We start from the raw sequence: 24,795 nt of genomic DNA, 5'->3' as shown, positions 1-24,795 counted from the left end.
ATTGCAATGTTAATTTTAAAAGTGTGTAAAAATTATATAGATAATTTTAATTTGTATTTTGGCTAATAAGCTTTTTGTGAAGTATTTGAGGAGGCTGATATGTTTGGATTCAATTTTTATAGTATTTTTTTCTCATCTTTTGTTTCTCGCTGAATTGGTTTTTTTTCTATTTAATAGAAGAGTTTTTTGCCGAGATTTTAAATGTGTTTCAGTTTGAGAATGTGTATCTTGTAGCTTTTATAATTGTATCGAGTATTTTTTTAACAAACTCAATTTTTAAGCAGTTATTTAAGAAAAGAATTCGGGAAGTTTGTTTAATAAATTTTATGACATATCGATTAAATTTTGAGATTTCTAGATTTAAATAGTGCTTCTATATTAGATTTTTATAAAAAAACCGCCAAAATGGCGGTTTTTTATTAGCTGTTCGTTAAATGACAGATAGTTTGAGATAAAATTAGTTAAACAAATCAAATGCTTTAAGTTTTTTGTGACAGATAATCTCAACTGATTTTGCCACATAAGTTAGGATTTTTTAAGAATTTGTGTCACATAAGTTAAGATTTTCCCATATCATGGAATTCTTTTAATTAAGAATCTAATAAAAAGTTTTTAATGTGGGAAAATAGTAAGTATTCTTAAACTTTACATAATGCATCATTATTGAACAAGAATCTGCGCACATTATTATCCAATATAGATGTATGGCTGCGCAGATTTGTACTAGAACAATCAAAAAAGACTGCTTTTGAACATATTACACTGGCATTATACGAAGCAGAAACTTAAGTTGATCTGTGACTACCTTTTCAAAAGCTTCACCAAGATAAATGTCGAAGTGACCTTCCTCGTATATATGGATTTCACCTTGAGGTGCCTTGCGTACATGGCGCAGGGTTGCCTTCGACGGAGCTACCGAATCTGTAGAACACACAGCAAAGAAAGCAGGGCAATTGAGCTTGGCAGCATCCCTACCCGGATAATAACGCATGATGTTTAATGCGATGCGGGCAGCTACATAGTTTTTTACGGAGTTGTCTTTGGGCATAAGGCTAAAATAGCCCGAAAGAGCATCTGGCGCAGTCATGAGAGCTCTTGAGAGAGGCTTTCCGCTGGTTGCTATGTATTTGGGTTCGGCACCTAGCCAAGCGCCAATCTGATCGGCAATAGCGAGTGGCATGATTTTCATAGAGGAGATAGGGTTTATGGCCATGCTTGATGCCCAACCATCGGTGAATGGGCATTGTGATATAACGCCAGAAACTCGTTTATCGGCCGCAGCAGCAGCTATTGCGTGACCACCTCCAAATGAAGTGCCCCACAAAACGATTCTAGTTCCGTCAACGTCCTCACTGTCCCGAACAAAGTCTATGGCTGCTTGCCAGTCTTCAAGCTGTTTTTGAATATCTAATAACTGACGAGGCTGCCCTTCACTGTCACCAAAATGACGGTAGTCAAATAGTAAACAAGCATAGCCTGCTTCGCAAAAGCGTTCGGCATATGCCGGAAGGCGCATAGTTTTTACAGAACCTAGACCATGCCCCATTACGATAACTGGTGCTGGCTTTTTGCTATCAGGCAGGTATAACCAACCGTGGCATTTGAGGCCATGAGAATAAAAATAGACATCACGGCGATTTGGTAGGGTTGTCATATTGGTAAACTCTCTATTCAGTTTGAAAGTGTTGTTGAGTTATTCATCTGATATTCGCGTAATAGCAAAACATCAGAATTTACGGTTAGTTGAATTTCATCAACCACCAACGTATTGTTGAATCTGAGAGTTTCCGTACCCGCGGTATAGTTCGATAGGAAGTGTTTGATATCTTTATAGGTAATAAATGCTACACCGTCGTAAGGATTTTCAAAATTTAGTGACGGTTCTCTGACGGTATGAATCTGATCATAGCCAATCATAGAAATTAAACTAACGTTATCTACTACAAGCTTAGCGTGTTGATCAATCCAATAGTCTTGTGCCTGCTGTCTCGTCTTACCTAGTGGGCATCGGGTCAAAACTGTAATATGAACAGGGTTCTCAATGTCGCTTCTGCCGTTTTCATATACAGTGAAGCGTCGATCACTTTCATTCAATACCACACTGGATGCGATAGCATGCAGTGAATCACTTATATTCTTAAGTGTTTCAATTTGCTGAGATGAAAGCTTGGTATCGAATTGCAACTCTAATAGCGCATCGAAATGCGGTTTATAATTAACGGAAAAAGGTGCTGCTGGAGTTACACCACTGATTGTGCACAGGAAATGAGATACTGCGGAGCTTCTCGCAAAAATAAAGGGAGCCATCAGGACACCACTCATGCTGACATCGTGAAATTGTCGAAAGGACACATACCCTAGTTTTTTTTGCGTATTAGAGATTTGAGAAGCCACTGTAGTTAATAGTTGCTGAAAAAATTCACTCTGGGGTAGATTAGGCTGCCGTTTTAGCATAATAAAAATAGTTGTATTGCAAGACTCCACTGGTTTAACTCGATTTGGATTCTCAGGAAGACGTGTAAACAGTGCCCGTTTCATTAATTCTTTCGCAATGCTCATTAAAATCTCCGCTCATTCACATGTATAGGCTATTACTCCGAGGTCAAAGATATTGGTTTTAATGGCTTAAACCTTAGAAGTTGTGCTTATAATCTTACCAATGAATATGGGGACATCGACTATGTTGAGATAGGCCAAATGAGTTTATAATTTAGGCCAAATGGCTCAAAAGAGAGGCGGAGATGGACTACTGGCTGACAGTTCGTGATCCATCCAGTGTTAATTTACTGGTTAAATTTGGAGAAGAGCGTGGAGTTCAATCTGAAGTATTACTTCGCAAAACTGGACTTGCTCATGAGCATCTAGTTGATCCTAATGTCGAGATTCAGGCTGAGCAAGAATTACTTGTGATCAATAACTTGATCAAGGCATTAAAAAATCCTCCTCTTCTTGGTCTGGAAGTTGGTCTTCGTTACGGCTTTACCACATATGGTGTTTGGGGGCTTGCACTAATGAGTAGTGCAACTGTCGGAGATGCACTTTCCTTAGCGCTGCGATTTCAGAAACTAACCTCCGCATTTACCAAGGTCGACATTCATCAGACTGAGCAATACATTGTCGCAAATTTCCAACCACCGCCTGTGGATGAACCAGTTCGATCCTTTCTAGCTCATCGTGATTTGGCAGGTACAGTTCGCCTAATTTCGGAAGTAGCAGGTGCGACCTGTGTACTAAGTTTGGTCGAACTTACTATTCCACGTTCAACGGTTGATCCAATATGTGATGAGTTTATGAATTGGGCACATTGTCCTGTGAAGTTAGGTGCAGAGGGGAATACTCTGATGCTAAATGCTCACGACCTTAATTTGCGTCTTCCAAATGCAAATCCCTTAGCAGCCTCTTTAGGGGAGCAGATGTGTGCGGCACTGCAAGAGCGCCGAAGAGTTCGTTATGGCATAGTCGAATTGGTGCGTTCCCAATTACTCCTTCCAACTGGAAATCTTGTACCAGATTTACCGCATCTGGCGAAATTACTGTATACCTCTGAACGCACACTCAAGCGTCGTCTCCAAGCAGAAGGAACATCTTTCCGTAAAATATTTGCTTCGGTACAACAACAACTCGCCTGCGAACTTTTACAGGATAGCGAGCTATCAATCAATGAAATCGCAGTACGGACTGGGTATAGTGATGACTCAGCATTTTCTCAAGCTTTCAAACGTTGGAAGGGCATAACTCCAGGTCAGTGGCGTAGGCATGTTGAACAAGATAAGGATAGATGAAAGGGATATTTCTGCTGATATAGAGTGTAGCTACTCTCTATTGAAGTAAGTAAAGCAGAAGGTTTATCAGAAAGTTTTAGATCTTGTAGCAAGACAGGGCTATAGTTTACCCACAAAAAACTGTAAATACTTGGTTTCTATATTGTGGCTTGCAAAGAAAAATCACGAAAGATATTGCTATATTAATAAGTAAGGTGCATGAGGGTTTATGATTTAAATATAAAGAAATTATAGAGATGCTTGATAATACTGTTTACTCAAGCGAGCTTCTATTAAGCAATATTATCCAAGTGATTCTAAATTTAGATGATGAAGTTGGTAAGTTAGTTTTCGATGGTTTAAAGGCTTCTTTTGCTATAGATTCTAAAGAGTATCAATATTTAGCAAATTTTGATTTGATTCACTGATAAAAAATAGAGCCATTAGGCTCTATTTTTTAATTAATGTAGTTGATGGGATTTGTAACAATCTCGAAATATGTGTCAAAAATCTCACATCAACTGTCATTCAGCGGTTGTTAATCAAACTTACCAGCTTAACGCACCACCAGTTTGGTAATCCGTTACACGCGTTTCAAAGAAGTTCTTCTCTTTACGCAAGTCCATCATCTCAGACATCCAGCCAAACGGGTTAGTTACACCAGCAAACTGCTCTGGTAAACCAAGTTGCGCTAAACGACGGTTACAGATGAACTTCAAGTATTCTTCCATCATGCTTGCGTTCATACCCAATACACCACGTGGCATGGTGTCACGCGCATATTCGATCTCAAGCATAGTGCCTTCAAGAATCATTTGAATCACTTCTTCTTGGAACTCAGCAGTCCACAAGTGCGGGTTCTCGATCTTGATCTGGTTGATCATGTCGATACCGAAGTTCAAGTGCATAGACTCATCACGCAAGATGTATTGGAACTGCTCAGCAACACCATTCATCTTGTTACGACGACCCATACTCAAGATTTGAGTAAAGCCACAGTAGAAGAAGATCCCTTCAAGAACACAGTAGAATGCGATCAAGTTACGAAGTAAACGTTGGTCGTTTTCAGGTGTGCCTGTGTTGAAAGTAGGATCACTTAAAGATTGAGTGTACTTCAAGCCCCATGATGCTTTACGCGCAACACTTGGAATCTCGCGGTACATGTTGAAGACTTCGCCTTCGTCCATACCCAAAGATTCGATACAGTATTGGTAAGCATGTGTGTGAATCGCTTCTTCAAATGCTTGACGCAAGATGTACTGACGACATTCTGGGTTGGTAATGTGACGGTAAATCGCCAATACCAAGTTGTTTGCAACCAATGAATCGGCAGTCGAGAAGAAACCTAAAGAACGCATGATAATGGTACGCTCATCTTCGGTTAAGCCATTTTCAGACTTCCAAAGTGCGATATCGTGGTTCATGTTGACTTCTTGTGGCATCCAGTGGTTTGCGCACCCGTCGAGGTACTTCTGCCAAGCCCACTCGTATTTGAATGGAACAAGCTGGTTCAAGTCTGCACGACAGTTGATCATGGCTTTATCATCAACCTGAACGCGCTGAGCGCCCATTTCAAGTTCTTCTAAACCCGGTGCAACGTCTAGGTGTTCTAGGGCTGCAGATGCTCGAGCCAGCGAATCGGCTGAATCTGTTGATCGCACGGTACTGGTTCCAGCGGATTGTGGAGCTGCCACGCGCGGCGATGATTGCTCTGAATCAGATACCACTTGCGTATTAACCGTTTTTTGCGTGTCGATGGGCGCAGACTTGTGTTCAGGTGCAGTCGGTTTTTGCGAATCATCTTCAAAATCGTCCCAACTAAGGATAGACATATCAATTCTCTCTTCGTTGCTTTATATCTTTTATGAAGACATCTCAATCAAGAAGATGTCCTTACTATACGCTCAATTTGTGTAAGCAAAATTAAGTTTTATTGATTGATTTTTTATAAGTGACCAGTGGGCACTGACAATCCCTAAGACTTATTTTGATTACGCTGTTGTCTACGTATTTTAAAAAACGCGTAAACGAGGGGGATATAAAACACTAGAAAGGCACAAATCAGAACAATCACACCAAATTGATAATTATGACTGAGATGGAACATGATCTATGCCTCTATAGATTTAAATCTTGCAAGGCCCTTCCAGAGTGAGAAGGGCGTATGCGGATTTAATTACTGACAAGCTTCACAGTCTGGATTGTCGATTGAACAAGCCATTGGTACTGGTGCTGCTGTCGTAAAACCATCTTCTTCAACTGGAGTTTCTGGTTTTTTCTCTGCAACCGCCGCAGGTGCTGCTGCAACAACAGGCGCTTCAACCGATGCTGGTTTTACTGCATTGAGTGCACCCGTATTAATGGTTGATTTCTCAGCAGAGGTCGCACCTAAAGCTCGGAGGTAATATGTGGTTTTAAGACCACGTAACCATGCCATCTTATAAGTGATGTCAAGTTTCTTACCGTTCGCGCCAGCGATATAAAGGTTCAATGACTGTGCTTGGTCGATCCATTTTTGACGACGTGATGCAGCATCTACGATCCAGCGCGTATCAACTTCAAACGCTGTTGCGAAGATTGCTTTTAATTCGTCAGGAATACGTGCAATCTTTTGAACCGAACCTTCAAAGTGTTTCAGGTCGTTTACCATCACTGTATCCCAAAGACCACGTTCTTTTAATGCACGAACAAGGTAAGGGTTGATCACAGTGAATTCACCAGACAGGTTAGATTTCACATACAAGTTCTGGAATGTCGGCTCAATTGATTGAGACACGCCACAAATGTTTGAAATAGTTGCTGTTGGTGCAATCGCCATTACATTCGAGTTACGCATACCGTCTTTTTGAACTTTGGCACGTAAAGTGTCCCAGTCTAAACGTTGAGTGCGATCTACTTCGAACATGCGTTCTGGACGTGATTTTGCAACGATTTCTAAAGAGTCGATTGGTAGGATGCCTTGATCCCACAATGAACCTTTGAATGTCGAGTAAGCGCCACGTTCGATTGCAAGATTGCTTGATGTTTCGATTGCGTAGTAGCTGATCACTTCCATCGATTCATCAGCAAAATCAACTGCTGCGTCAGAACCGTAAGCAAGATTCATTTCATATAATGCATCTTGGAAGCCCATGATACCCATACCCACAGGGCGGTGTTTCATGTTTGAGTTTTTCGCTTGTGGAACAGCGTAGTAGTTGATGTCGATTACGTTATCGAGCATGCGTACCGCAGTTTTTACTGTACGAGCAAGCTTCTCACGGTCTAACACACCACCTTGAACGTGTTGTACAAGGTTGATCGAACCTAAGTTACATACCGCGATTTCGTCTTGGTTGGTATTTAAGGTGATTTCTGTACACAAGTTCGATGAGTGAACCACGCCCACGTGTTGTTGTGGTGAACGTAAGTTACATACATCTTTGAACGTGATCCACGGATGACCTGTTTCGAATAACATCGAAAGCATTTTGCGCCATAAGTCTTTCGCACGTACTTTCTTGTGTAGCATGTTTTGTTCTTTTGCTACAGCTTCGTAGTGTGCATAACGCTCAGCAAATTCAGCACCTGTTAAGTCATGCAGGTCTGGTGTTTCAGAAGGGGTGAACAGTGTCCATTCCGCATCTTCAAATACACGTTGCATGAATAGATCAGGAACCCAGTTTGCAGTGTTCATGTCATGGGTACGACGACGGTCATCACCTGTGTTTTTACGTAGCTCTAGGAATTCTTCAACATCCAAGTGCCAAGTTTCGAGGTACGCACAGACTGCACCTTTACGCTTACCACCTTGGTTAACCGCAACCGCTGTATCATTCGCAACTTTAAGGAATGGTACAACACCTTGTGATTTACCGTTGGTGCCTTTGATATAAGAGTTCAATGCACGTACAGGTGTCCAGTCATTACCTAAACCGCCCGCCCATTTTGACAGCATTGCGTTGTCACGCATTGCGCCATAAATGTCATACAGGTCATCACCAATCGTGGTTAAGTAACAGCTTGATAACTGTGGACGTAACGTACCTGAGTTAAATAGAGTTGGTGTAGACGCCATGTAATCGAAGCTAGACAATAAGTCATAGAATTCGATTGCGCGGTCTTCTTTATGTTCTTCGTTGAGTGCAAGACCCATCGATACACGCATAAAGAATAATTGTGGTAATTCGAAACGTACGCCATTCGAGTGAATGAAGTAACGGTCAAATAAAGTTTGTAGACCTAAATAGGTAAACTGGTTTGAGCGCTCTGGCTTGATTGCAGCCGCCAATTTTTCAAGGTCAAAGTCAAGTAGGTCAGCAGAAAGAAGATCAAGCTCAATACCTTTCTTCAAGAAGGTTTCTAAAGCATTGCCTTCAGGTGTATCTGAAGGTAGACCTAAGAATTCAAGACCTGTGCTCACCAATTCATTTGATAATAAACGTGCAGTCACATAAGTATAGTTTGGCTCTTGTTCGATACGTGTACGGGTCGCCATCATCATGGTCGTCGCGATATCGCTTTCTTTTACGCCGTTATATAAGTTTTTAACGGTCTCATCAACGATCGCTTGAACATCAATACCTTCCAAACCTTCGCTTGCTGTCTGGATGGTTGCAGTCAATGCATCAAGATCTAATGGCTGGAGCTGGCCATTGCTGTCGGTGATCTGAAGGGTAGGGTGATGGTTCGCACCAGTTTGCTGACGGGCACTTGCGCGTTGGTCACGATAGATCACATACGCACGAGCAACTTTTTGCTCGCCAGTACGCATCAGGGCCAATTCAACCTGATCCTGAATTTCTTCGATATGGATCGTGCCACCAGAAGGTAAACGACGGTTAAATGTGTTCATAACCATTTCTGTAAGTTGGGTGATGCGGTCATGGATACGACTAGAGTCAGTACCTTGTTGACCTTCAACAGCTAGAAATGCTTTCCCAATCGCAACAGAAATTTTCTCGGCATTAAATGGCGCAATCTCACCGGTGCGCTTAATGACCTGAAGTTGGCCAGGAGTAGAAGTGATGATGCTCATGTCAGCATAGCTCCATTATCATCTATTTTTATGTTCATTGACCGTTTGAATCGAGCAAAAAGCATGCCACGATGTTTGAGGGATAAACACAATACTTAGTGGTTAAAGTTTATTTTCAACACAAGATACGGGATTTTTAGTACTAGATCAATCCTTGACATTTTACTAATTTTTTTTTCATGTCTTAACTGCTGAATTCACAGGGACATAGCATAACAAAGCCATTAAAAAAGGCTTATAGATAACTCTGTGGATAAGTCAAAAAACAGACACTTAAATTGTTATAGGCGAAGAAAGAAACAAATTGTTTAACATTGGCACAAAATCTATACTAAACATCCATCCTGAAGAAAAAACGCTTACAATTCTGAAAAATATATTAAAATTCATAATTTTAATAAAAAGATAACAAAACAGGGTAAGCGTGTATCAGTTTGGTGAACGGCTACTTGTTTACAATGTAAACGTGTGTATATTGCAATTCATAAACCAATGTATCTGTCAGATTTCATAGACAGATTCACTCAGATTTTAGGGGCAACAAATGAGCCAAGAAGAAAAGTTACCGAAGATTTTGATTGTTGAAGATGACGAGCGTTTAGCACGTTTAACACAAGAGTATTTGATTCGTAACGGTTTAGAAGTTGGTGTTGAAACTGATGGTAATCGTGCCATTCGTCGTATTATCAGCGAGCAACCAGATTTAGTGGTTCTCGATGTGATGTTACCTGGTGCAGATGGCTTAACCGTTTGTCGTGAAGTTCGTCCGCATTATCATCAACCCATCTTGATGTTAACTGCGCGTACCGAAGATATGGATCAGGTACTGGGTCTGGAAATGGGTGCAGATGACTATGTTGCCAAGCCTGTTCAGCCACGCGTACTGTTAGCGCGTATTCGTGCCTTATTACGTCGTACCGATAAGACGGTTGAAGACGAAGTTGCACAACGTATCGAGTTTGATGATCTTGTGATTGATAACGGTGGTCGTTCAGTGACTTTAAATGGTGATCTGGTTGATTTCACCAGCGCTGAATATGACCTGTTATGGTTACTTGCTTCAAATGCGGGCCGTATCTTGTCTCGTGAAGATATTTTCGAGCGTTTACGCGGTATCGAATATGATGGTCAAGACCGTTCGATTGACGTACGTATCTCGCGTATCCGTCCAAAAATCGGTGATGACCCAGAAAATCCAAAACGTATTAAAACAGTACGTAGTAAAGGTTATCTCTTCGTTAAAGAAACCAACGGGATCTAAATCCCTAGAATCCTCCTTCTTTAAGGGGGATTCTTTCCTTTCTGCTAAGGACTTGCGTAGCAGGCTGCTCAAGCGGGGTTTTAATGAGCTTGGAATTATTTAGCTTATGGTAAGTCGAGTACTGAAAAACAGCATATTCTTGCGTATTTATGCTGGCTTGGTGGTTTTGGTTGTTGTGGTTGCCGCATTTTGTTATTTGCTCGTGCAGATTATCAACTACCAACGGGCGCAAGAATATCGTGAATCTCTGACTGATGGCATTTCCTATGTCATTAGTGAGGGAGTATCTCGCCAGCCAGAAAAACAACAGAAACTCGACTGGATTTCCGATGCATCTGATTTGCTGGAATTACCCATCTACTATGTGGATGCGGAACGGGTAGAGTTATCGCGTACCGAGAAAAAGCGCATTGCCGAGCAAAAGTCGGTGGTTCGTTATGATGCCAATAATGGGATTGGCTATATCATTATCGGTCTAAAAGACGATCCTAAGCATTTTCTCTATATCAAAGTGGATAAAATTGGCGAACGCCAGATGAAGGCGCTGCCGATTTTTGTGCTGGATTATTTAATTTTCTATCCAGGCCAAGAGCGCGAATATCTAGACCGAATCAAAAAGCATTTCTATTATCCGATTGAAATTGCGGATATTAAAGATATTAATCTGGATTCAGAGCAAATTGGTCGTTTACGCCAAGATCAAAGTATATTGCTTTATAAAGACAGTGCAACAGTCCGTGGCACGACCATTTCGATTGTGTCTCCAATGCCTAACCATCCTGCACAAGTGTTGATCCTAGGCCCTGTACCGATGTTTAACTGGATGCCATTCCAGCTTTCAGCAGGTATTACCTTATTCAGCTTATTCTTACTGAGTTTGGGTGTTTACGGTTTGATTCTGCCGCTTGAACGTAAAATCCGTCAGGTACGTTATGCCTTGAACAAGATGAAGTCAGGTGATTTGTCTTTACGTGTTCCGATTGAAGGAACCGATGAAATGGCGAATCTGGCATCAAGTTATAACAATATGTCGGATCATATTCAGCGTTTGATTGAAGCACAGCGTGAATTGATGCGTGCGGTATCACATGAACTCAGAACCCCTGTCGCGCGAATCCGTTTTGGTATGGAAATGCTGGCAGAGGAAGATGACTATAATTACCGTATCCAGCAAGTCGATATGATTGATAAGGATATTGAAGCACTCAATACCCTGATTGATGAAATCATGACCTATGCCAAACTGGAGCAGGGCACACCATCTCTCGATTTCGAAGAAATTGTACTGGTAGAAGTTCTAGACCAAGTGGCAATGGAAACGGAAGCACTGAAGACGCAAAAAGAAATCGAGTTGATTGCACCACCAATGGCGTTGCAGGTCGATGCAGAGCGTCGCTATCTACACCGTGTGGTACAGAATCTGGTTGGAAATGCCGTGCGCTACTGTGACCATAAGGTGCGTATTAGTGGGGGTATCCGTGCCGATGGCAATGCCTATGTCTGCGTCGAAGATGATGGACCGGGGATTCCTGAGCAGGAGCGCGCCCGTATCTTTGAAGCCTTTGCGCGTCTGGATGATAGTCGTACTCGTGCTTCAGGTGGTTATGGACTTGGTTTGTCGATTGTTAGCCGTATTGCTTACTGGTTTGGTGGCACCATTCAGGTTGATCAGAGTCCAAATCTGGGCGGTGCACGTTTTATCATGACTTGGCCCGCAAAACGATATAAGCAAGTCTTAAAGAAATAATCAAAGAAAAAGGAATGGCGAGTACCATTCCTTTTTTGTTTTAAAGCCAATAAAAAAGCCAAGGCGATAAACACCTTGGCTCAATTGAAATAAAAACTTTTAAATCAATTCATCTACTTTTACTCATGAACCGAAGGATCTGGTTCGATCAATGGTTTGCCTGAGCGCAGCGCATGTAATGCGTCGGCATTGAAATCAATCAGTAGGGAATTGTTTTTAATATCGATTTTATAGCCTTGGATCAGTGCCTGATCTCCATTTAAGGTTTCGACTTTATAACTGTCTGCAATATTAAGAATACTTTCTAAATTGGTTGTGGTTGCGGCAAAATCCTCTCTAAATACTTCATAGATATCTCTTAAATCGAAAATTGCATTATCAGCATCTGGATGTTTTCGAACATAACTTTCTATATGACGCATGAGTAGTTGTGAAAAAAAGAAATAATCCGAGTCGTGTGTGTATTCTAGATGCATGTTTTTCTCCTTCTTTGCTTCTATTAGAATAACGATCTATTGCTCGAGCTGTGTATAAAGATAATTAAAGTATTTAGCTGAATTGCAACATATTATGTCGAAATGACAACTTGATTTCAGTGTGGTCTTTTAGTCGGATAAATTGCTTCATCTGCCTGTTTAAATCATTGTTTAATAGAATAGGGATTCTTCGCTTGATAAATACAAATATAGAGGGGGAGATGAATAAATTTTGTTTAAATTTTCAGCACAAATTTGTATCAATGCAATGATTTAGTTCGTGCTGCCATATTTAGGAACATTACGCAGAAATGATGAATGTTTTTGATGCACTAATAAAGAAAAAAATGATCAATATAGAGTCTTTGATTAGATAATTCGATTTCTAGGGGTGAATTAACCATGATCTTGTATATATCAGTAACTTTATGGACAAAATCATCCGAAAGACTAAAGCGCTTCAACTAGCATGAGAAATTAGAAATCAGGTACAATTGGCGGGATTAATTTTGTGTTTGGTGTATTTGAAGGCCAATACATACATTCTTTGTTAAAAATAGGCCTGCCAGGAGTTATCCCCGCATGAGTGCCATTACTCCATACGATTGGGCAATTATTGCCTTCGTGATCGGCGTTACATTTCTTTGCGTTTTTATGCTCACTGTTCCCTTACTCCTAGGGGGTAAAGCATGGGGACGTGCGAAGCAAGAGCAGTTTGAGTCAGGTGTAGTTGGTGCGGGCGGTGCTCGTATCCGCTTGTCTGCCAAGTTCTATTTAGTTGCAATTTTCTTTGTGGTTTTCGATCTGGAAGCCCTCTATCTCTACGCTTGGTCAACTTCAGTTCGTGAAGTTGGTTGGGTTGGTTTTGCAACTGCCGCAGTCTTTATTCTAGTTTTATTAATTGGTTTGATTTACGAACTTTCAACAGGCGCACTCAACTGGGCTCCTTCTGATCGCCGTAAAGCTGCTGGTGTTAAAACTAATATCGGTTCGCCAAATATGAACATTGCTGACATTACCCGATTCAATAACATTGAAGAGTTGGTTGTCGATCCTACTGGTCATATTCCAGCACAGTCTTCTGGTCGTGTTAAATCTAAAACACCGACTACCTCAACATCTGAACAGGAGTAAGTCGGGATGAAATATACTTTAACCCGTGCGAATCCGGATGCCGATCAATATCCATTACAAGATCGTCAAATTGTCACTGATCCCCTTGAGGAAGAAGTTAATAAAAGTGTGATGATGACACGTCTTGAAGATGTGTTGCATACAGCGGTGAACTGGGGGCGTAAAAACTCTTTGTGGCCATTTAACTTTGGTACTTCATGCTGCTACGTTGAATATGCAACGACTTTAACCGGCGTTCATGACTTGTCACGTTTTGGTGCCGAGGTTATTCGTGCTTCACCGCGTCAGGCAGACTTGATGATTGTTGCAGGGACCTGCTTTGTCAAAATGGCACCTGTAATTCAACGTTTGTATGAACAAATGCTTGAGCCTAAATGGGTCATTTCAATGGGTGCTTGTGCTAACTCTGGTGGTATGTACGACATCTATTCCGTGGTTCAGGGTGTAGACAAAATTATTCCTGTTGATGTGTACATCCCAGGTTGTCCACCTCGTCCAGAAGCATTGATTCAAGCATTGATGTTACTTCAAGACCAAATTCAACTAGAGCGCCGTCCACTTTCAGCGGTTATTGGTGATGATCTTCAGCCTGTGTATAAGCCAAAGATGATGCCAGAACGTGACCGTAAAAATGCTGAACGTATTGCGGTGAAAAACTTACGCTCTATGGATGATATTAAATAATTTTAACGATGAGTTTTTGACGTATCCCGTGATGGATATGGTCATCGGAAAAATTGCCAGAATTTGTATTAAATAGGAAGCCAAGCCAATGGCTGAAACTGACATTGCTATGCCAGAATCAACTCCAGTTGATTCACGCCCAGCATTTGCAATCGTAGAAGAGCTCAAAACCAAATTTGGTGAGAACTTTTACGTGCAGGCGACTTTTGAAGAGTTTCCAACAGTCTGGGTTGAGCGCGCACGCGTGCAAGAAGTCCTCATGTTCCTCCGTAAAGTGGAACGTCCTTATGTCATGCTGTTTGACTTGTCTGCGGTAGATGAGCGTTTACGTGTTCACCGCGATGGTTTGCCAGCATCTGACTTCACCGTGTTCTATCATTTGTTATCGCTTGAGCGTAACAGTGACATCCGTATCAAAGTTGCGTTGAATGAAAATGATTTAAGCATTCCAACGGCAACCAACATTTGGCCAAATGCCAACTGGTACGAGCGTGAAGCTTACGATATGTTCGGTATCGATTTCGCAGGGCATCCAATGCTCCGTCGTATCTTGTTACCAACCTATTGGGAAGGTCATCCGTTACGTAAAGAATATTCTGCGCGTGCGACAGAATATACGCCATACATGCAAGACCAGGCAAAGCAAGATTTCGAACAAGAACACTTACGCTTTGTGCCAGAAGACTGGGGTCTAAAACGCGGTAATGATGACGAAGACTTCATGTTCCTGAACTTGGGTCCTAACCATCCATCTGCGCACGGTGCGTTCCGTGTGGTATTACAGTTAGACGGCGAAGAAGTCAAAGACTGTGTACCTGATATCGGTTATCACCACCGTGGTGTGGAAAAGATGGCTGAACGTCAAACATGGCATTCATTCATTCCTTATACGGATCGTGTTGACTACTTGGGTGGTTGTGCGCAAAACATGCCATACGTCATGGCTGTTGAGCAAATGGCAGGGATTAAAGTCCCTGAGCGTGCACAAGTCATTCGTGTCATGTTGAACGAATTATTCCGTATCAATAACCACTTGTTGTTCTGTGGTACAGCGATTCAGGATGCGGGTGGTATGACGCCAGTATTCTATATGTTCGCAGACCGTCAAAAAGTCTATGACATCGTTGAAGCGATTACCGGTTACCGTATGCACCCAGCATGGTTCCGTATCGGTGGTACAGCACACGACCTTCCAAACAACTGGCAAAAACTTGTTAAAGAGTTGCTAGAGTGGATGCCGAAGCGTTTGAACGAGTACTACACTGCTGCACTTAAAAACTCGGTATTTATTGGTCGTACGCGTAATGTTGCGCAATACGATGCTAAATCTGCGTTGGCTTGGGGTGTAACGGGTACAGGTTTACGTGCGACGGGTATCGATTTTGATGTTCGTAAATATCGTCCATACAGTGGTTATGAAAACTTCGACTTTGATATTCCAGTGGAATATGAAGGTGATGCATACGCACGTGTCTTGGTTCACTTCCGTGAAATCACTGAATCATTGAAAATTATTCAACAGTGCTTGGATAACATGCCATCTGGTCCATATAAAGCGGATCACCCATTGGCTGTTCCACCACCAAAAGACAAGACATTACAAGATATTGAAACCTTGATTACGCACTTCTTGAGCGTATCTTGGGGTCCTGTAATGCCAGCAGGCGAGTCTTCATTTATGACTGAAGTTGTGAAGGGTGCGAGTACGTATTATCTCACTTCAGATAAGTCAACCATGAGTTATCGTACGCGTATTCGTACGCCAACGTTCACGCATTTACAGCAAATGCCATCTGTGATTAACGGCAGTCTGGTTTCTGACTTGATCATTTATTTGGCGACCATTGACGTGGTTATGGCTGACGTGGATCGCTAGGGGTAAACGATTATGATGATTTTGACTGATAAAAAACCACGTGTGAATGTTGAAGGGATTTTGACTGCTGACGAAATCCATGAGATTGAACATCACATTGGTCACTACCCATACCCACGTGCAGCCTCCCTGGATGCGTTGAAGTGTGTACAGCGCCGTAATGGCTGGGTAGATGACGCACAAATGAATGCGATTGCACAATTGCTCAGCATGAGTGTGGCAGATCTGGAAGGCGTAGCAACGTTCTATAACCGTATCTACCGTCAACCTGTTGGCCGTCACGTAATTTTATTGTGTGACTCGATTGCATGCTTCTTGATGGGTGCAGAAACATTGGCAGAAGCGTTCCAGCGCGAGTTGGGAATCCAGTATGGACAAACCACAGCAGATGGTCGTTTTACCTTGCTCCCAATTTGCTGTCTAGGCAACTGCGATAAAGGGCCAACCTTAATGATTGATGAAGATACTCACGGTTTAGTGGATGTGTCATCAGTTAAACAGTTATTGGAGAAGTATGTATGAATACTGAACCAAAACCAATTTATGGCGACGGTAATCCAGAAACTCATCCGCTGACTTGGCGTTTGAGCAAACAAGATGCAGTACGTAATGCTGACGAGTATGAAACACTAGAAGGCTATGCAGGCTTTAAAAAAGCACTCAGCATGCCACCAAAAGATGTACTTGAAGTCATTAAAGCTGCGACGGTAAAAGGTCGTGGTGGTGCAGGTTTCCCAGCAGGGATCAAATGGTCATTGATGGCGCCAAATGATGGCGGCCCTCGCTATTTGATCTGTAATGCCGATGAAATGGAACCGGGTACCTTTAAAGACCGTTTGTTGATGGAAAAACTTCCACATCAATTGATCGAAGGTATGTTGATTGCAGGTTATACCCTAGAGGCAACTCAAGGTTATATCTTCATCCGTGGCGAATATATCGAAGCAGCTCAATACTTAAATGAAGCATTAGAGCAAATCCGTGCTAAAGGTTACCTAGGCGAAAATATCCTCGGAACTGGCTGGAACTTTGATTTACACGTTCATACTGGTGCAGGCCGTTATATTTGCGGTGAAGAAACTGCATTGATTAACTCGCTTGAAGGCCGTCGTGCCAATCCGCGTACTAAGCCGCCATTCCCGCAAGTTGCAGGGGCATGGGGTCGTCCAACGATTGTCAACAACGTTGAGACCTACAATAACTTGCCAGCAATCATGTTGCGTGGTCCTGAGTGGTATATCAACCTTTCAGCAGGTAAGTCGAAAGATCCAGGCACCAAGATTTATGGTGCATCAGGTAAAGTCAAATTCCCTGGTCTCTGGGAACTTCCATTCGGTACAACTGCGCGTGAAGTGATTGAAGAACATGCGGGCGGTATGCGTGATGGTTTGACCTTGAAAGCTTGGTTACCAGGTGGTGCATCAACTGACTTCTTGGCAGCTGAACACATTGACCTACCAATGGATTCTGAAAGCATCATGAAAGCAGGTTCACGTTTAGGTACGTGTCTGTTGATGGTGGTCGATGAAACTCAATGTATGGTCTCTGCTACACGTAATTTAGAAGAATTCTTTGCGCGTGAATCATGTGGTTTCTGTACGCCATGCCGTGATGGTTTACCTTGGGCAGTTAAAGCGCTTAAAGCACTGGAAACAGGCGAAGGTAAGAAAGAAGATATCGACCATTTACAAGAGCTTACTCGTAAATTATGGATTGGTAAAACTTTCTGTGCTCACGCACCAGGTGCGATGGAGCCGCTTATGGGCGCACTTAAATATTTCCGTAGCGAGTTTGAAGCAAAGGTTAAAACCCATGCTCCAGCTCTAGACGTAGAACAAGCTTAAGGAATTCGACTATGGCTACAATTCATGTCGATGGAAAATCGTATGAAGTCAACGGCTCAGAAAACTTGCTACAAGCATGTCTCAGCCTTGGCATCGACATCCCGTATTTTTGTTGGCACCCATCCTTAGGTTCTGTTGGTTCTTGTCGTCAATGTGCGGTGACTCAGTATGCGAATCCTGAGGACACACGTGGACGCTTGGTGATGTCATGTATGACACCTGCTGCCGACAATACCTATATCTCGATTGAAGACAAAGAAGCAACGGATTTCCGTGCGTCGATCGTTGAATTCTTGATGACGAACCACCCACACGACTGCCCAGTCTGTGAAGAAGGTGGTCATTGTCATTTACAAGATATGACGGTGATGACTCAGCACGATCGTCGTCGCTATCGCTTTACTAAACGTACTCACTATAACCAAGAGTTAGGTTCGTTTATTGCGCATGAGATGAACCGTTGTATCGCTTGCTACCGTTGTGTGCGTTACTACAAAGATTATGCTGGCGGTACTGACTTTGGTGTTTATGCCAATGCTTCACGTGTGTATTTCGGTCGTCCAGAATCAGGTACTTTAGAATCTGAATTCTCGGGTAACCTGACTGAAGTCTGCCCAACAGGTGTATTCACGGATAAGACGCATTCAGCACGCTATAACCGTAAATGGGACATGCAGTATGCGCCAAGCGTATGCTTCGGCTGTTCTTCTGGTTGTAACATCTCTCCGGGTGAGCGTTATGGCGAAATCCGTCGTGTTGAAAACCGTTTCAACGGCTCAGTCAACCAATACTTCCTTTGTGATAAAGGCCGCTTTGGTACAGGCTATGTGAACCGTGAAGATCGTCCACGTCAACCTCAATTCCGCAATGGCGAAACTGTTGCGACCGTGAGTGTGGATCAGGCACTTGATCAGGTGATTGCTCAACTTCAAGGTAAGAAAGTGTTAGGTATTGGTTCACCACGCGCAAGCTTGGAATCAAACTACGCACTTCGTGAATTGGTTGGACAAGACAACTATTCAACAGGTATGTCTCAAAAAGACCAAAACCTAGTTGAGTTAGCTGCATCAATCATGCAAACACAGGGCATCTATAACCCGAACATGCGTGAAATTGAAAGCTATGATGCCGTGTTGATCTTGGGTGAAGATTTAACTCAAACTGCGCCACGTATGGCTTTATCTGTTCGCCAAGCTGCGAAAAATAAAGCGAAAGAAATGGCTGCTGCAACACGTACGCCAGACTGGTTAGCTGAACCTGTTCAACGTATTGGTCAAGATGCGAAATCACCAATTTATATCCTTGCTGCAACGCAAACCCGTTTAGCGGATGTTGCAACAGGTGAAGTGGTTGCGTCTCCAAATGACATCGCACGTTTAGGTTTCGCGGTTGCTGCTGCTGTTAAAGGCGAAGCGCTTTCTGGTTTAGCTGATGATGCAAAAGCATTTGCGCAAACCATTGCGGATACCTTGAAAGCTGCGAAAAAGCCATTGATTATCTCTGGTACCAGCTTACAAGATCCTGCCATCATGGAAGCTGCGGCTCAAGTTGCGCAAAACCTTGGTGAACATGCAGGCTTGTCATTGACCGTTCCTGAAGTGAACTCAATGGGCTTAGCTCTGTTTGGTGGCTTAAGTTTAGAACAAGCATTTGCACAAGATTATGATGCTGTCGTTGTCATTGAAAATGATTTGACTCGTCGTTTACCAGTAGCACAAGTGAAAGCTGCATTTGACAAGGCTGAAACTGTGATCGTACTCGATCATAGTGAAACTGAAACCTTGAAACTTGCAGATATCGTACTTTCAGCAGCAAGCTTTGCTGAGGGTGATGGTACTGTCGTGAGCCAAGAAGGCCGTGCACAACGTTTCTATCAAGTGTATGACCCAAGCTACTACAAACCTGAATATGCGATCAAAGAATCTTGGCGCTGGTTACATGCCATTGAGACTGGTCTTAAAGGCAAAGCAGTGGATTGGACATTGCTTGATGATGTAATTGATGACATCGTGAAGAATGTTCCTGTGCTTGAAGCGATTCAAGATGTTGCACCTGATGCGGGTTATCGTATCCACGGTTTGAAGATTGCGCGTGAACCACGTCGTTACTCTGGCCGTACTGCAATGCGTGCGCCGTTATCGATCCACGAGCCTAAACAACCGACTGATCCTGATTCGGCATTAACATTCTCAATGGAAGGTTATGTGGGTAATCAGACAGCATCGTCATTGGTACCTTTCGCATGGTCTGCAGGCTGGAACTCACCACAAGCTTGGAACAAATACCAAGATGAAGTGGGCGGTCACTTAAAAGGTGGTGATTCGGGTGTTCGTTTATTCGATCGTTTAGCAAAACGTCCTGCACGTAGCTATGTCGCGCCGTCAGCTGTGGTTGTGAATCCTGAAAGCTTCCGTCTTGTGCCAATGCACCATATTTTTGGTTCTGGCGAATTCACCATTAAAACACCTGCGATGGAATCTCGTATTCCTGAAGCGATGTTTGCTGTGGGTGAGCAAGATGCGACACGTTTAAATGTTCAGGATGGTCAACGTATTACCGTGAAAGCGGGCGAGACCAGCATCAGCTTACCTGTACAAGTGATCGAATATTTACCAACAGGTTATATCGGTTATCCAATTGGTCTGGCACCAACAGTTTCATTGGCAGAGCCTGTTTCTGTGGCGGTAGGAGTGTAATTCATGAATCAAGAAATTATACGTCAAACGCCACTTTGGGCTGAGAACTGGCCAATCGCTTATTCAGTGATTCAAGCCATTGTGATCTTGCTGGTGGTGGTTTTGGTTGCTGCGTTAATGTCATTTATTGAGCGTCGTCTCTTGGCATTATGGCAAGACCGTTATGGTCCAAACCGTGTTGGTCCGGGGGGTATGTTCCAGATCGTTGCCGACATGCTCAAGATCATGTTCAAAGAAGACTGGACACCAAAGTTTGCTGATAAGTTGACTTTCCGTTTAGCACCAGCAGTTGCGATGGCAACTGCGGTACTTTCGTTTATGGTTATTCCAGTAAGCCCTACACTGGGCGTTGCGGATATGAGTATCGGCCTATTGTTCTTTATGGCAATGGCGGGTATCGCAGTTTATGCAGTGCTATTTGGTGGTTGGGCATCTAACAACAAATACTCATTACTCGGTGGTCTTCGTTCTGCTGCTCAAACCATTTCTTATGAAGTGTTCTTGGGTATCTCGTTGATGGGTGTGGTTGCGATTGCAGGCTCATTCAACATGCGTGAGATTGTTGAAGCACAACGTGATATGTGGTTCATCATTCCTCAATTCTTAGGCTTCCTGATCTTCGTTGTTGCTGGTGTTGCAGTCACGCATCGTCATCCATTTGACCAACCAGAAGCTGAGCAAGAATTGGCTGAAGGTTACCACGTAGAATATGGTGGTATGAAGTGGGGGATGTTCTTCGTTGCGGAATATGTCAACGTGGTATTGATCTCTGCTTTGATCGTGACTTTATTCTTCGGCGGATGGCTTGCACCATTTAATCTGGAAATTCCATTTGTTCCACCATTATTCTGGTTCATTATCAAAACAGCATTCTTTGTAATGATGTTTGTCTTGGCACGTGGTTCGTTAATGCGTCCTCGTTATGACCAAGTGATGAACTTTGGTTGGAAAGTTTGTTTGCCATTGGCGTTGGTCAACTTGTTAGTGACTGGTGCTGTGATTCTGATGAATCAGGCCTAGGACAGCAGGGAGTACAAAATGTATAAAATTCTAGCTGGCTTTGGATCGATTGTACGTTCGTTATGGATGGTGTTCAGCCATGTAACGCGTAAACGTGACACGATCTTATATCCAGAAGTACCAGGTGAACAAATTGCACCTCCACGCTATCGTGGTCGTATCGTGTTAACACGTGACCCAGATGGTGAAGAGCGTTGTGTGGCATGTAACCTTTGTGCGGTTGCTTGTCCTGTTGGCTGTATTTCATTACAGAAAGCGGAAAAAGAAGATGGACGTTGGTATCCAGAATTTTTCCGTATCAACTTCTCACGCTGCATTTTCTGCGGTATGTGTGAAGAAGCTTGTCCGACCACTGCGATTCAAATGACACCAGATTTCGAACTCGGTGAATATGTACGTCAAGACTTGGTATATGAGAAAGAAAACTTACTCATCTCTGGACCAGGTAAATATCCTGACTACAACTTCTACCGTGTCACTGGTATGGCAGTAAGCGGTAAAGAAAAAGGTCAAGCACAAAAAGAAAGTGCACCAGTTGATGTACGGAGCTTATTACCATGATGTGGCCATTTTATTTGATGGCACTCGTGGCCATTGTTTCGACAGTACGTGTTGTGACCAACACCAATCCTGTGCATGCATTATTAAGTTTGATCGTTTCTCTTCTTGCTGTTGCAGGCATTTTCATGATCGTAGGCGCGCCATTTGCTGGTGCGCTTGAGATCATCGTTTATGCGGGTGCAATCATGGTCTTGTTCGTCTTCGTTGTCATGATGTTGAATCTTGGCCAGGATACGATCGAACAGGAAAGCAAATGGTTGACCTCAGATGCATGGGCATATCCTGCACTCATGAGCTTCTTGTTGGGCTTAATCCTTGTATGGATGTTGGGCGGTGAATACACCACAATTTCTGCGCCAATGGGTACAGAAGTTGTTGGCCCTAAAGCAGTCGGTCAAGCACTATTTACTCACTATCTATTATTGGTAGAAGTTGCCGCGATGTTATTGCTTGCAGCACTTGTTGCAGCATTCCACTTAGGCAAACGTGAACCAGGTGCAGAAGAGGATAAAGAATAATGGGACACATCCCTTTAGAACATGGTTTGATCGTTGCAACCATCCTTTTTGCACTCGGTTTTTACGGTGTGATGGTGCGACGCAACCTATTATTTATGCTAATGAGCCTTGAAATCATGATGAATGCCGCTGCGTTGGCATTCGTTTTGGCAGGTAGTGTTTGGGCACAGCCAGATGGACAAGTCATGTTCATCCTGATTCTGACCCTTGCTGCAGCAGAGGCATGTATCGGTCTTGCGATCGTCCTTCAGTTTTATCATCGCTTCCATCATCTGGATGTGGATGCTGCTAGTGAGATGCGCGGATGAGTACATTATATTTAACCGTTTTATTCCCGCTCATTGGTTTTATCCTTTTAGCGGCAGGGCGTGACAAACTTTCTGAAAATGTAGCTGCCATTATTGGTGTCGGTTCAGTCGGTTTATCTGCGTTATTTGCTTTAATTGCTGGTCTTGCATTTACCAGCAGCGGTCAAACCGTTTTTGTTCAGCACTTATGGACGTGGTTCAGTGTTGGCGGTTTTGAGCCAGGTATCAGCTTGCACCTTGATGGCTTGTCATTATTGATGACAGGTATGGTCACTGGTGTTGGCTTCCTGATTCACATTTTCGCATCATGGTATATGCGTGGTGAAGAAGGCTATGCGCGTTTCTTCTCTTATTTCAACCTGTTCGTTGCCAGCATGTTGTTGTTGGTATTGGGTGATAACCTTGCGTTATTGTTCTTGGGTTGGGAAGGCGTAGGTCTGTGCTCATATCTCTTGATTGGTTTCTACTACTCAAACCCTGCAAATGGTTGGGCAGCAATCAAGGCATTCACCGTAACACGTGTGGGTGACGTATTCTTACTCATCGCATTGTTCCTGATTTATCAACAGTTTGGTACTTTGAATATTCAGTACATCGTTGAAAATGCAGCAACTGTGATGACGCAAAGCTCATCATTGTCAATCTGGACAGCATTGATGTTGTTCTTGGGTGCAGCAGGTAAATCTGCGCAAATCCCATTGCAAACATGGTTGGCAGATGCGATGGCTGGTCCTACACCAGTATCCGCATTGATCCACGCTGCGACAATGGTTACAGCGGGTGTGTACTTATGCTGCCGTATGTTCTCTGTGATGGAAATGGCACCAGAAGTGATGCAGTTCATCTCGATTACAGGTGCAGTGACCTTGCTTGTGGCTGGTTTTGCCGCATTGGTTCAAACCGATATCAAACGTATTCTGGCTTACTCAACTATGAGTCAGCTCGGTTATATGTTTATGGCGGTGGGTGCTGAAGCGTACCAAGCAGGTTTATTCCACATGCTTGCTCACGCATTCTTCAAAGCATTATTGTTCCTTTCTTCAGGTGCCGTAATTCTTGCATGTCATCACGAACAGAACATTTTCAAAATGGGTGGATTACGTCATAAGATTCCATTCGTATTCTGGTGTTTCGTAATCGGTGGTGGCGCATTGGCAGCACTTCCAATCGTAACGGTTGGCTTCTTCTCTAAAGATGCGATTTTGGGTGCAGTATATGCACAGTCTACAATTGCAAATCTTCCACTTTACAATACGTTGTACTGGGTTGGTGTTGCGGGTGCATTCTTAACGTCTATCTATACTTTCCGTTTAATCTGGGTGGTATTCTTCGGCGAAGAGAAAACGCATGCACATGCCATTCATGGCGTGACGTATTGGGGCCCGCTTGCGATTCTTGCTGCGTTATCAACAGGTATCGGCTACTTCCTACAAGCGCCAGTTGCAAAATTATTGACTGCTGCAAGCATTCCAAGTTTTGTGATTCCTGAAACATTAGAAGCTGCTGTTTCTCATGCTGAACATTTAGCAAGTGGTGTTGCCCTTGTTGGTCTGGCTGTAGGTATCTTCTTGTTTGCCTTTGCGTATGGTGCAGTTAAATCATTTGCTCAAAGTTCTTTGGGTTCAGGTTTAGCGCATATTTGCCGTACTGCATTTGGTTTTGATGCTTTGTATGACATCGTATTTGTAAAACCTTACTTATTGATTGCGAAAATTTTAGGTCGTGATCCAGTTGATGGTCTATGGTTAGTACTCCCTGCAATTGTGAAGGGCGGTAATAGCTTTACAAGTTCGCGTCAAACAGGTTCATTACGTGAATACGCATCAAGCATGTCACTCGGTGTAGTGGTGTTATTGATGATCTTGATCGTGATTCAGGTTGTGGGGAAATAA

Annotated in this window: 21 protein-coding genes and 1 pseudogene; 16 read left to right on the top strand and 6 right to left on the bottom strand. The window is 43.0% G+C overall.

Annotated elements, in window-relative coordinates:
* The first annotated feature begins 99 nt into the window (after positions 1 to 99).
* A pseudogene (locus tag AWW72_RS19845) lies at positions 100 to 368 on the top strand (hypothetical protein).
* A gap of 389 nt (positions 369 to 757) precedes the next feature.
* On the opposite strand, the gene AWW72_RS03580 reads toward AWW72_RS19845, so the two are convergent.
* Positions 758 to 1,654: an alpha/beta hydrolase gene (locus tag AWW72_RS03580; protein WP_062846467.1), complete on the bottom strand. Its 897-nt coding sequence runs from the start codon at positions 1,652 to 1,654 to the stop codon at positions 758 to 760.
* A 17-nt stretch (positions 1,655 to 1,671) separates the two neighbouring features.
* Positions 1,672 to 2,559, bottom strand: coding sequence for a hypothetical protein (locus tag AWW72_RS03575; protein ID WP_005256163.1), 888 nt, complete (start codon positions 2,557 to 2,559; stop codon positions 1,672 to 1,674).
* A 182-nt stretch (positions 2,560 to 2,741) separates the two neighbouring features.
* Between AWW72_RS03575 and AWW72_RS03570 the strand changes: the two genes are divergently transcribed.
* Both AWW72_RS03570 and AWW72_RS19390 read left to right on the top strand, forming a co-directional pair.
* The gene (locus tag AWW72_RS03570; protein ID WP_005256165.1) at positions 2,742 to 3,782 is read left to right on the top strand and encodes an AraC family transcriptional regulator; all 1,041 of its coding nucleotides are present in this window, start codon (positions 2,742 to 2,744) and stop codon (positions 3,780 to 3,782) included.
* Positions 3,783 to 4,018: 236 nt separating this feature from the next.
* The gene (locus AWW72_RS19390) at positions 4,019 to 4,189 is read left to right on the top strand and encodes a hypothetical protein (protein ID WP_005256166.1); all 171 of its coding nucleotides are present in this window, start codon (positions 4,019 to 4,021) and stop codon (positions 4,187 to 4,189) included.
* Between the two features lie 120 nt (positions 4,190 to 4,309).
* Here AWW72_RS19390 and AWW72_RS03565 read toward each other — a convergent pair whose 3' ends face one another.
* The 3 genes from AWW72_RS03565 to AWW72_RS03560 form a co-directional block, all read right to left on the bottom strand.
* On the bottom strand, positions 4,310 to 5,593 hold the full coding sequence (locus tag AWW72_RS03565) for a ribonucleotide-diphosphate reductase subunit beta (RefSeq protein ID WP_004770757.1): 1,284 nt from the start codon (positions 5,591 to 5,593) through the stop codon (positions 4,310 to 4,312).
* Between the two features lie 143 nt (positions 5,594 to 5,736).
* On the bottom strand, positions 5,737 to 5,868 hold the full coding sequence (locus tag AWW72_RS19000) for a hypothetical protein (protein WP_004655460.1): 132 nt from the start codon (positions 5,866 to 5,868) through the stop codon (positions 5,737 to 5,739).
* 69 nt (positions 5,869 to 5,937) lie between these two features.
* On the bottom strand, positions 5,938 to 8,778 hold the full coding sequence (locus AWW72_RS03560; protein ID WP_004770761.1) for a ribonucleoside-diphosphate reductase subunit alpha: 2,841 nt from the start codon (positions 8,776 to 8,778) through the stop codon (positions 5,938 to 5,940).
* 544 nt (positions 8,779 to 9,322) lie between these two features.
* On the opposite strand from AWW72_RS03560, the gene bfmR reads away from it, so the two are divergent.
* Both bfmR and bfmS read left to right on the top strand, forming a co-directional pair.
* A complete protein-coding gene (gene bfmR / locus AWW72_RS03555; protein ID WP_004770762.1) occupies positions 9,323 to 10,039 on the top strand; it encodes a response regulator transcription factor BfmR in 717 nt (238 codons plus the stop codon).
* Between the two features lie 106 nt (positions 10,040 to 10,145).
* Positions 10,146 to 11,786: a sensor histidine kinase BfmS gene (gene bfmS / locus AWW72_RS03550; protein ID WP_005256169.1), complete on the top strand. Its 1,641-nt coding sequence runs from the start codon at positions 10,146 to 10,148 to the stop codon at positions 11,784 to 11,786.
* A 119-nt stretch (positions 11,787 to 11,905) separates the two neighbouring features.
* On the opposite strand, the gene AWW72_RS03545 is transcribed toward bfmS, so the two are convergent.
* Positions 11,906 to 12,262, bottom strand: a complete 357-nt coding sequence (locus AWW72_RS03545) for a hypothetical protein (RefSeq protein ID WP_004770764.1) — start codon at positions 12,260 to 12,262, stop codon at positions 11,906 to 11,908.
* 582 nt (positions 12,263 to 12,844) lie between these two features.
* Between AWW72_RS03545 and AWW72_RS03540 the strand changes: the two genes are divergently transcribed.
* The 11 genes from AWW72_RS03540 to nuoL all read left to right on the top strand — a co-directional run bounded on the left by AWW72_RS03540 (position 12,845) and on the right by nuoL (position 24,795).
* A complete protein-coding gene (locus tag AWW72_RS03540; protein ID WP_004770765.1) occupies positions 12,845 to 13,396 on the top strand; it encodes an NADH-quinone oxidoreductase subunit A in 552 nt (183 codons plus the stop codon).
* A 6-nt stretch (positions 13,397 to 13,402) separates the two neighbouring features.
* Positions 13,403 to 14,080, top strand: coding sequence for a NuoB/complex I 20 kDa subunit family protein (locus tag AWW72_RS03535; RefSeq protein WP_004655450.1), 678 nt, complete (start codon positions 13,403 to 13,405; stop codon positions 14,078 to 14,080).
* 88 nt (positions 14,081 to 14,168) lie between these two features.
* Positions 14,169 to 15,956: an NADH-quinone oxidoreductase subunit C/D gene (gene nuoC, locus AWW72_RS03530; RefSeq protein WP_004770766.1), complete on the top strand. Its 1,788-nt coding sequence runs from the start codon at positions 14,169 to 14,171 to the stop codon at positions 15,954 to 15,956.
* Between the two features lie 12 nt (positions 15,957 to 15,968).
* Positions 15,969 to 16,478, top strand: a complete 510-nt coding sequence (gene nuoE, locus AWW72_RS03525; RefSeq protein WP_004770767.1) for an NADH-quinone oxidoreductase subunit NuoE — start codon at positions 15,969 to 15,971, stop codon at positions 16,476 to 16,478.
* Positions 16,475 to 17,800 carry an NADH-quinone oxidoreductase subunit NuoF gene (gene nuoF, locus AWW72_RS03520; RefSeq protein ID WP_005228924.1) on the top strand — a complete coding sequence of 442 codons (1,326 nt, stop codon included), beginning with the start codon at positions 16,475 to 16,477 and terminating at the stop codon, positions 17,798 to 17,800. Before nuoE ends, nuoF begins: the two co-directional genes overlap by 4 nt.
* An 11-nt stretch (positions 17,801 to 17,811) precedes the next feature.
* Positions 17,812 to 20,496 carry an NADH-quinone oxidoreductase subunit NuoG gene (gene nuoG / locus AWW72_RS03515; RefSeq protein ID WP_062846466.1) on the top strand — a complete coding sequence of 895 codons (2,685 nt, stop codon included), beginning with the start codon at positions 17,812 to 17,814 and terminating at the stop codon, positions 20,494 to 20,496.
* Between the two features lie 3 nt (positions 20,497 to 20,499).
* The gene (nuoH, locus tag AWW72_RS03510) at positions 20,500 to 21,516 is read left to right on the top strand and encodes an NADH-quinone oxidoreductase subunit NuoH (RefSeq protein WP_004770773.1); all 1,017 of its coding nucleotides are present in this window, start codon (positions 20,500 to 20,502) and stop codon (positions 21,514 to 21,516) included.
* A gap of 18 nt (positions 21,517 to 21,534) precedes the next feature.
* Complete coding sequence (nuoI, locus tag AWW72_RS03505; protein WP_004655439.1) at positions 21,535 to 22,077, top strand: NADH-quinone oxidoreductase subunit NuoI; 543 nt, start codon at positions 21,535 to 21,537, stop codon at positions 22,075 to 22,077.
* Entirely contained in the window at positions 22,077 to 22,595 is a 519-nt protein-coding gene (nuoJ, locus tag AWW72_RS03500) for an NADH-quinone oxidoreductase subunit J (protein ID WP_171062196.1), read from the top strand. The genes nuoI and nuoJ overlap by 1 nt, the downstream gene beginning before the upstream one ends.
* Positions 22,595 to 22,903 (top strand): NADH-quinone oxidoreductase subunit NuoK, encoded by a 309-nt coding sequence (gene nuoK, locus AWW72_RS03495; protein ID WP_004770776.1) that lies wholly within the window; start codon positions 22,595 to 22,597, stop codon positions 22,901 to 22,903. The genes nuoJ and nuoK overlap by 1 nt, the downstream gene beginning before the upstream one ends.
* Positions 22,900 to 24,795: an NADH-quinone oxidoreductase subunit L gene (gene nuoL, locus AWW72_RS03490; protein ID WP_062846465.1), complete on the top strand. Its 1,896-nt coding sequence runs from the start codon at positions 22,900 to 22,902 to the stop codon at positions 24,793 to 24,795. Before nuoK ends, nuoL begins: the two co-directional genes overlap by 4 nt.

Source organism: Acinetobacter sp. NRRL B-65365 (assembly GCF_001605865.1).
Classification (GTDB): domain Bacteria; phylum Pseudomonadota; class Gammaproteobacteria; order Pseudomonadales; family Moraxellaceae; genus Acinetobacter; species Acinetobacter vivianii.
The sequence above is the reverse complement of the archived record's forward strand: the minus strand, read 5'-3'. Positions and strand labels throughout refer to the sequence as shown.